This window comes from Methylosinus sporium, from assembly GCF_003113265.1.
GTDB lineage: Bacteria > Pseudomonadota > Alphaproteobacteria > Rhizobiales > Beijerinckiaceae > Methylosinus > Methylosinus sporium.
This window is the reverse complement of the sequence record NZ_PUIV01000038.1, coordinates 26174-32474: the sequence shown is the minus strand read 5'-3', so window position 1 is coordinate 32474 and position 6301 is coordinate 26174. Positions and strand designations below refer to the sequence as shown.

Here is a 6301-nt window from a genome sequence, read left to right as displayed (position 1 = left end):
CCATGAGCGACGCTTGCGCTCGGGAGCCGGAGGACCATCATCGTTGCGCGACATAGGCGATAGTGTCCGCTTGTAACTGAAGTGGACATGATCATCGCGTCACCCATCAGGCAGCTATCTCAAAAACCGAGGTCACCGCCAGGCGGCCGCCGCCGGAGGGATACGCTGGTCGACGCCGCCGTCGCGCTACAACATGCGACCGGAGAGCCGGCGCAGGCGACCTTGCGCGCGCAGCCGCGCTATGATTCTCGCGTGTTCATGACGCCGCCGTGGCGAGAAATCTATGTCGGGGATGCGGAGCGCCGCCAGGGCTTCGACGCCGCCGTCGCCGAATATGAGCGGCTCGCGGAAGCTTATCCATTGCTCGGCTATCGGCTGGATGTCTTGCCGCGGGCGAGCGTCGCCGAGCGCGCCGACTTCGTGCTGAATAGGTTGGAAATTTCCGATCAGTCGACCTTGCGCTGAGAATCGCCTTCGCGCTCGTCTCTGCGGCGGAAGCGCAGCACCGCGCCGGGGGCGCGATTGCGGGCGCTGATGCGGCTGCGGCCGGTGCCGGTGAGCACATAACGGCCGCGGCTGTCGTCCCAACGCATGAGATCGGCCGCAATGGCGCGCTGGCGCAACGCCATGGTCATCGGATCCTGCACATGCGGCGGCGCGATGTCGCCATGCGCATCGACCTTCTTCAAGGCCTCGATCAGCGTGGTTTCTTGAGAGTCCGTCATCGCTCTCCGTATATGACGCCGATCGAGCCGAGGAGCAAGGATTTTGAACGAATGGCGCCGGCAAAGGTTAGCGTCGTCTCGCATCCCGACGCGGCCTCTTTCATTCAGCGGGCGGCCTCGGGAAGGCGACGCTTCCACTTTTCGCCGGCCCGCAGCTCCGTTCCGAGAACCCAGCGCAGCTGAATGGCGCGGCGAATCCTGCGGCTCGTTGTCTCGCTCTCGACCCTGGCGACGGCGATCGGCGCCGGAGCCGGCGGCTGGCGCGCGACAGTGACGATCGGCTCCGGAGCGGGCCGCGGCGCGGGCGCGGCTTTCGGCGCTTTGGGGCGGCGCGCGGCGCGAATCGGCGCGTCGCTCTCGGCGTCGACGATCTTCGGCTCGACGGCTTTCTTCACGCCGCGCGGACGGCCGGGGCCACGGCGGACAGGCGCCTCCGGCTCGGGCGGCGGCGCGATGGGCTCGATGAGGCTCGGCAGCACACGGCCGGTGCTCGCCGGCTGCGCGGACACGGCCTCCGCCTTTATCGCTTCGGCCTTCTTGCCGAAAACGAGATCGGCCGCTTTCATCGCCGCTTCATAGCCGTCGTCATGCGGCGTCTCACGTTCCACGACGCGCGGCGCGAAGGCCGCGAGGTCGAGAAAGGCGGGCTTTTGCTCGGCGGCCGCTTCGTCGAGCGGAACGATACGGCTCGACGCGGCCTTGGCGGAGCGCGATTTGAATTCCTTCACGAAGGGGCGAACGATGCGGCGCATGGGTCTCCGGCGTCGAAGGGGGCAGAACGACTTCCGTTGGACGATCTTTCGTCCAAATCGGTTACGTCGGCTCCGAGTTTTCCCAGGATGAACGGAAATTCCGAACGCCGATAGAGTGGGCGAATACTTAGCCGTTGTCGAGAGAAAATAAGAGCACAGCAACAGAAATGTCGCTCGGTCGCACGCGACGATAGACGCTTTTCGGCGCAACTCTACTTTATCGTGCGCATCGTTTCCCGCGTGCGTCGTTGCGCCGCCGTCTATGCTGCGGCGCAACGCGGGCGGGATTGAAGTCGCTCGCAGCGCCTCTAAATGCGTGCGAATAGACGAGAACTCGGGAGCCGATCATGGAGTCCTGCGAACAACCGCTCGCGTCGATGACATTTTGCGAGGCGGTGAGCTGCGTATGGGCCAAGGGCGAAACGGCCGTGAATTCGGTGTTGCAGGCGCCCTCCACGGCGAGCATAGGCGATTGGGGGCTGACGCTGCTCGTTGGTCTCGTTCTGATCAATCTCGTCATCATGCTGTTCAGAGCGGCCTTTCCGCGGCGGCGCTTCGACGAGCATGTCCCGACGCCGAGGGCGTGAGGGCGGTAAGCGCTGCGAGCGAAGATCATGTCGTGAAGTCGACGACGCGAGCGGCGCGCCGCTATAGATTCGTGGCCGGCGTCGCGCGCGTGACGCGCGCCCGACAGTCGATCCGCGATTTCTGGAAGTCCGATCGCCGGAATTGATTGGTGGAGCTGGGGGGATTCGAACCCCCGACCTCTGCAGTGCGATTGCAGCGCTCTCCCATCTGAGCTACAGCCCCGCTCCGAGGCGCTGGATACTCGGCGCCTATCCGCCTGTCAATCCGCCCTGCGTCGAAATCGTTCCTCTTTTCCGAGACGGTCTCCGCCGAATGGCCGCGCCGAAGCCGGGGCCAGGGATTGCGGCGGCGGTGCAGGAGGGATAGAGACATTTTTCGACTTCGACCGGTGGAAAGCACATCATGCAATATGCTGTGGCCAATCTCATCTTCACGATCATCGACCTCTATTGGTGGGTCGTCATCGCCATGGCGGTCATGTCATGGCTCATCGCCTTCGATGTGGTGAACACCAGATCGCGCGCAGTCTATTCGCTGTGGAATGCGCTGAACGCGCTGACCGAGCCGGTGCTGCGGCCGATCCGCAGCGTGCTGCCGAGCTTGGGCGGAATGGACATCTCGCCCATAATCCTGCTGCTCGCGCTGCAATTCCTGCGCAATCTGGTCGCCGGCCAGCTCGGCGGCATAGGCTGACATGACGGAGGCCGCCGCCTGGAGCGCGGAGGGCGAAGGCGTCGCTCTCTGGGTTCGGCTGACGCCCAAGGGCGGCCGCGACGCGGTCGAAGGCGTCGAGCGTCTCGCCGACGGCCGGCCGGTGCTCAAGGCCAGGGTGCGGGCGGCGCCGGAGGATGGGCGCGCCAATGACTCGCTGGTCGAACTTGTCGCCGAGACGATCGGCGCGCCGCGCAGAACCGTGTCGATCGTCTCCGGTCACACGGCGCGGCTGAAAAAGCTCTTCATCGCGGGCGATCCCGCACGGCTCCTCGCAGCGCTGGAGAAGACCGGCGCGACAAAAAATGGTTGAGGCATGAGCAAGTCGAAGGTCGGAAATTTTTTCGAGGATTTCTCGCTGGGTCAGGTGATCCGCCACGCCGCGCCGCGCACGGTGACGGTGGGCGACGTCGCGCTCTACACGGCGCTCTATCTGCCGCGCTTCGCCGTCCAATCCTCGGCGGCCTTCGCCCAGGCGATCGGCTATAGAGAAGCGCCGATCGACGATATTCTCGTTTTCCATTTCGTGCTCGGCAAGACCGTGCCGGACGTCTCGCTGAACGCCATCGCCAATCTCGGCTATGCGGATTTCAAATTTCTCGCGCCCGTCTATCCGGGCGACACGCTGACGGCGAGCTCCGAGGTCATCGGCCTCAAGGAGAACTCCAATAAGGAGACTGGCGTCGTCTATGTGCGCTCCACCGGCAAGAATCAGCGCGGCGAGACCGTGCTCGACTATGCCCGCTGGGTGATGGTGAAGAAGCGCGACAAGGACGCCCCCGTCGGGCCGGAAGTCGTGCCGACGCTGCCCAAATCCGTCGCCCCCGCCGATCTCGGCAAGGCCGTGCCGGCGATCAACGTCGCCGCCTACGACAAGGATTTGGCCGGCTCTCCCTATTTCTGGGGCGATTACGAGGTGGGCGAGAAGATCGACCATATCGACGGAATGACCGTGGAGGAGGCCGAGCATCAGATCGCCACGCGCCTCTATCAGAACAATTCCAAGGTCCATTTCAATCAATACTATGAGGCGCAGGGGCGTTTCGGGAAGCGCATCATCTATGGCGGGCATGTGATCTCGCTCGCCCGCGCGCTTTCTTTCAACGGTGTCGAGAACGCCTTCCACATCGCCGCGGTGAATGGCGGGCGTCATGTCAATCCGCTGTTCGCCGGCGGCACTGTCTTCGCTTGGTCGGAAGTGCTGGACAAGGCCGAGATTCCCGGCCGCTCGGACATTGGCGCGCTGCGCCTGCGGCTCGTCGCCACGAAGGACCACCCGCCGGCGGATTTCCCGCTGACGACGGCCGAGGGTAAGCCGCATCCCGACGTGCTGCTCGACCTCGACTATTGGGCGGTGATGCCGCGCTGACGAAAGCCGCGGCGGCCGGAGAACCGGCCGCCGCTTTGTCTCTCCCCTGGGAGTGCAGTGGAGAGGCGTCGCTCAATGGAGCGTTTTCAGCCATTCATCGACATCTTTTTGAACGGCTTCCTTGCTTTTTCCGTAGCGTTTCTGCAATTCGCCTTCGAATTGGTCGCGCTTGCCCTGGATTCTGGTCAGGTCGTCGTCGGTCAAGTCGCCCCATTTTTCTTTGATCTTGCCTTTGGCCTGTTTCCAATTGCCTTCGATCTGGTTCCACTCCATCGTTCTTCTCCTCTACTCGGGCGCGTCTATTTTCGAGCGCCGCAGGATCGGATGACAATTCTTGCCGATGGATATGGTTCCATCGCCCTTCGCCACGCTCGAGCGCGGCGCTATCTGTTCTCACATCGTGGAATGAAAGGTCGTGTCATGATTTCCAAAGCCTGGATTGCGCTCGCTCTCGCTCTTGTGCTCGCGGGCTCGTCGAGCCTCGCGGCGCCGCCCGCGGCGCAGAAAAAGGAGAGCGAGGAGGCCGCGGACCAATCGCAAGGCCTTCCGACAGAGGTCACGACCACGCATTCCATGTCGATCCGCGGCGAGAAACTATCCTTTCTCGCGCGCGCCGGCGCGGTGCGGCTGCGTGACGCGCAAAGCGGCGCGCCGAGGGTCGACGTCGCCTATGTCTCTTATGAGCGCTCCGACGTCGATGCGCTGGCCCGGCCCATCGCCTTCGTCTTCAATGGCGGGCCGGGCGCCGCTTCCGCCTGGCTCGGACTCGGCGGCGTCTCGCCCTGGCGGCTGTCGCTCGGCTCCGGACCGCTGTCGCCTTCGGCGCCGCCCATCCTCGTCGACAATGCCGAAAGCTGGCTGCCTTTCGTCGATCTCGTCTTCATCGATCCGCCGGGCACGGGCTACAGCAAATTCCTCACCGACAATGAGGAGATGCGAAAGCACTTCCTCTCGGCGCAGGGAGACGCCGAGGCGCTCGCGGTCGTGGTGCGCAAATGGCTGGCGACGCATCGGCGCATCGCTTCGCCGAAGTTTCTGGTCGGCGAGAGCTATGGCGGTTTTCGCGCCGTCGAGCTCGCCCATGCGCTGCGCGAGCGCGAGAGCATAGGCGTCGAAGGTCTGGTGCTGATCTCGCCGGCGCTGGATTTCGCCTGGCTGGACAGCCCGCGCAATCTCCTGTCGCTGGCGGGCCGCCTGCCGTCCTATGCGGCGGTGGCCCGCGACGCCAAGCAGCGCGCCGAGCTCGCCGATGTCGAGGCCTACGCCTCGGGCGAGTTTCTCGTCGATCTGCTCAAAGGCCCGCGCGACAAGGAGGCTCTGGAGCGGCTCGACGCCAATGTCACGCGCTTCACCGGGCTGGAATCGCGGATCGTGACGGAGGAGGGCGGCCGCGTCGCGCTGAAGACGTTTCTGCGCGATCGTCTGCGCGCCTCGCATCGCGTCTCCAGCGCCTATGACGGCGAGATCACGGGCTTCGATCCGCGGCCCTTCTCGCGCGAGAGCAATTGGGCTGATCCGGTGCTCGACGCGCTCGCCGCGCCGCTCGGCGCCGCCATGACGCGCCTGACGATCGAGAAATTGCAATGGCCGATCGGCGATGCGCGCTATGAGATTCTCAATCACAAGGTCGCGCATGATTGGGACTTCGGCCGCGGCGGCCGCGCCAATGCGGAGGCCGTCTCGACCTTGCGCGACGAGCTCGCGCTCGACGCCCGCTTGAAAGTGCTCGTCGCCCATGGGCTCGCAGATCTGGTGACGCCCTATTATGCGAGCAAGCTGCTCATCGATCAGCTGCCCGCTTTCGGCGAGACGACTCGCGTGCGGCTCGTGACCGTGCCCGGCGGGCACATGTCCTATATCCGCGACGATTCCCGCCGTTTGCTGCGTGACGAGGCGCGCAAGACGATCGAAGGCAAATAGGCGCTCACGAAAATAGGCGGCGCCGTGGCGCGCCGCCCGCGAGCGCGACAATAGGCTCGCGACGCGCGACATCGGCGTGAGACGAGCGAGATAAGCTCATCCAATTCCAAAATGGAAATATTCCAATAAGCACCTTTCGAACAATGTTCGAAAGGTGACAGAGGATTTGTCTCTAGCATTCCAAGAATAGCGTTCTTGCAAGATTTCCAAGCTACGCATCTCTCGATTGACCCTGT

At 64.1% G+C, this 6301-nt stretch carries 9 protein-coding genes and 1 tRNA gene; 6 read left to right on the top strand and 4 right to left on the bottom strand.

Translation table 11 applies throughout. The features are described 5' to 3' along the window. Positions 1-87 precede the first annotated feature (87 nt). Positions 88-465, top strand: coding sequence for an AAA family ATPase (locus C5689_RS16835; RefSeq protein WP_108918401.1), 378 nt, complete (start codon positions 88-90; stop codon positions 463-465). On the opposite strand, the gene C5689_RS16830 is transcribed toward C5689_RS16835, so the two are convergent. Together C5689_RS16830 and C5689_RS16825 are read right to left on the bottom strand one after the other, a co-directional pair. Continuing rightward, positions 447-725 carry a hypothetical protein gene (locus tag C5689_RS16830; protein WP_108918397.1) on the bottom strand — a complete coding sequence of 93 codons (279 nt, stop codon included), beginning with the start codon at positions 723-725 and terminating at the stop codon, positions 447-449. The two genes, C5689_RS16835 and C5689_RS16830, sit on opposite strands and share 19 nt — an antisense overlap. A 104-nt stretch (positions 726-829) precedes the next feature. Beyond that, a complete protein-coding gene (locus C5689_RS16825; protein ID WP_108918396.1) occupies positions 830-1477 on the bottom strand; it encodes a hypothetical protein in 648 nt (215 codons plus the stop codon). 347 nt (positions 1478-1824) lie between these two features. Here C5689_RS16825 and C5689_RS16820 point away from each other — a divergent pair, with 347 nt between their 5' ends. Then, entirely contained in the window at positions 1825-2064 is a 240-nt protein-coding gene (locus C5689_RS16820; RefSeq protein WP_108918395.1) for a hypothetical protein, read from the top strand. 147 nt (positions 2065-2211) lie between these two features. Here the strand turns inward: C5689_RS16820 and C5689_RS16815 are convergent. Beyond that, a tRNA-Ala gene (locus C5689_RS16815) sits at positions 2212-2287 on the bottom strand. 180 nt (positions 2288-2467) lie between these two features. Here C5689_RS16815 and C5689_RS16810 point away from each other — a divergent pair. From C5689_RS16810 to C5689_RS16800, 3 genes are read left to right on the top strand one after another with little or no spacing between them, the layout of a single operon-like run. After that, positions 2468-2758, top strand: coding sequence for a YggT family protein (locus C5689_RS16810; protein WP_108918394.1), 291 nt, complete (start codon positions 2468-2470; stop codon positions 2756-2758). A gap of 1 nt (position 2759) precedes the next feature. Next, positions 2760-3089: a DUF167 family protein gene (locus tag C5689_RS16805; protein ID WP_108918393.1), complete on the top strand. Its 330-nt coding sequence runs from the start codon at positions 2760-2762 to the stop codon at positions 3087-3089. Between the two features lie 3 nt (positions 3090-3092). Further along, positions 3093-4145: a MaoC family dehydratase gene (locus C5689_RS16800; RefSeq protein WP_108918392.1), complete on the top strand. Its 1053-nt coding sequence runs from the start codon at positions 3093-3095 to the stop codon at positions 4143-4145. 72 nt (positions 4146-4217) lie between these two features. Here the strand turns inward: C5689_RS16800 and C5689_RS16795 are convergent, their stop codons facing one another. Continuing rightward, on the bottom strand, positions 4218-4418 hold the full coding sequence (locus tag C5689_RS16795) for a CsbD family protein (RefSeq protein WP_108918391.1): 201 nt from the start codon (positions 4416-4418) through the stop codon (positions 4218-4220). A gap of 147 nt (positions 4419-4565) precedes the next feature. Here C5689_RS16795 and C5689_RS16790 point away from each other — a divergent pair, with 147 nt between their 5' ends. Next, positions 4566-6065, top strand: coding sequence for a S10 family peptidase (locus tag C5689_RS16790; RefSeq protein ID WP_108918390.1), 1500 nt, complete (start codon positions 4566-4568; stop codon positions 6063-6065). Positions 6066-6301 lie beyond the last annotated feature (236 nt).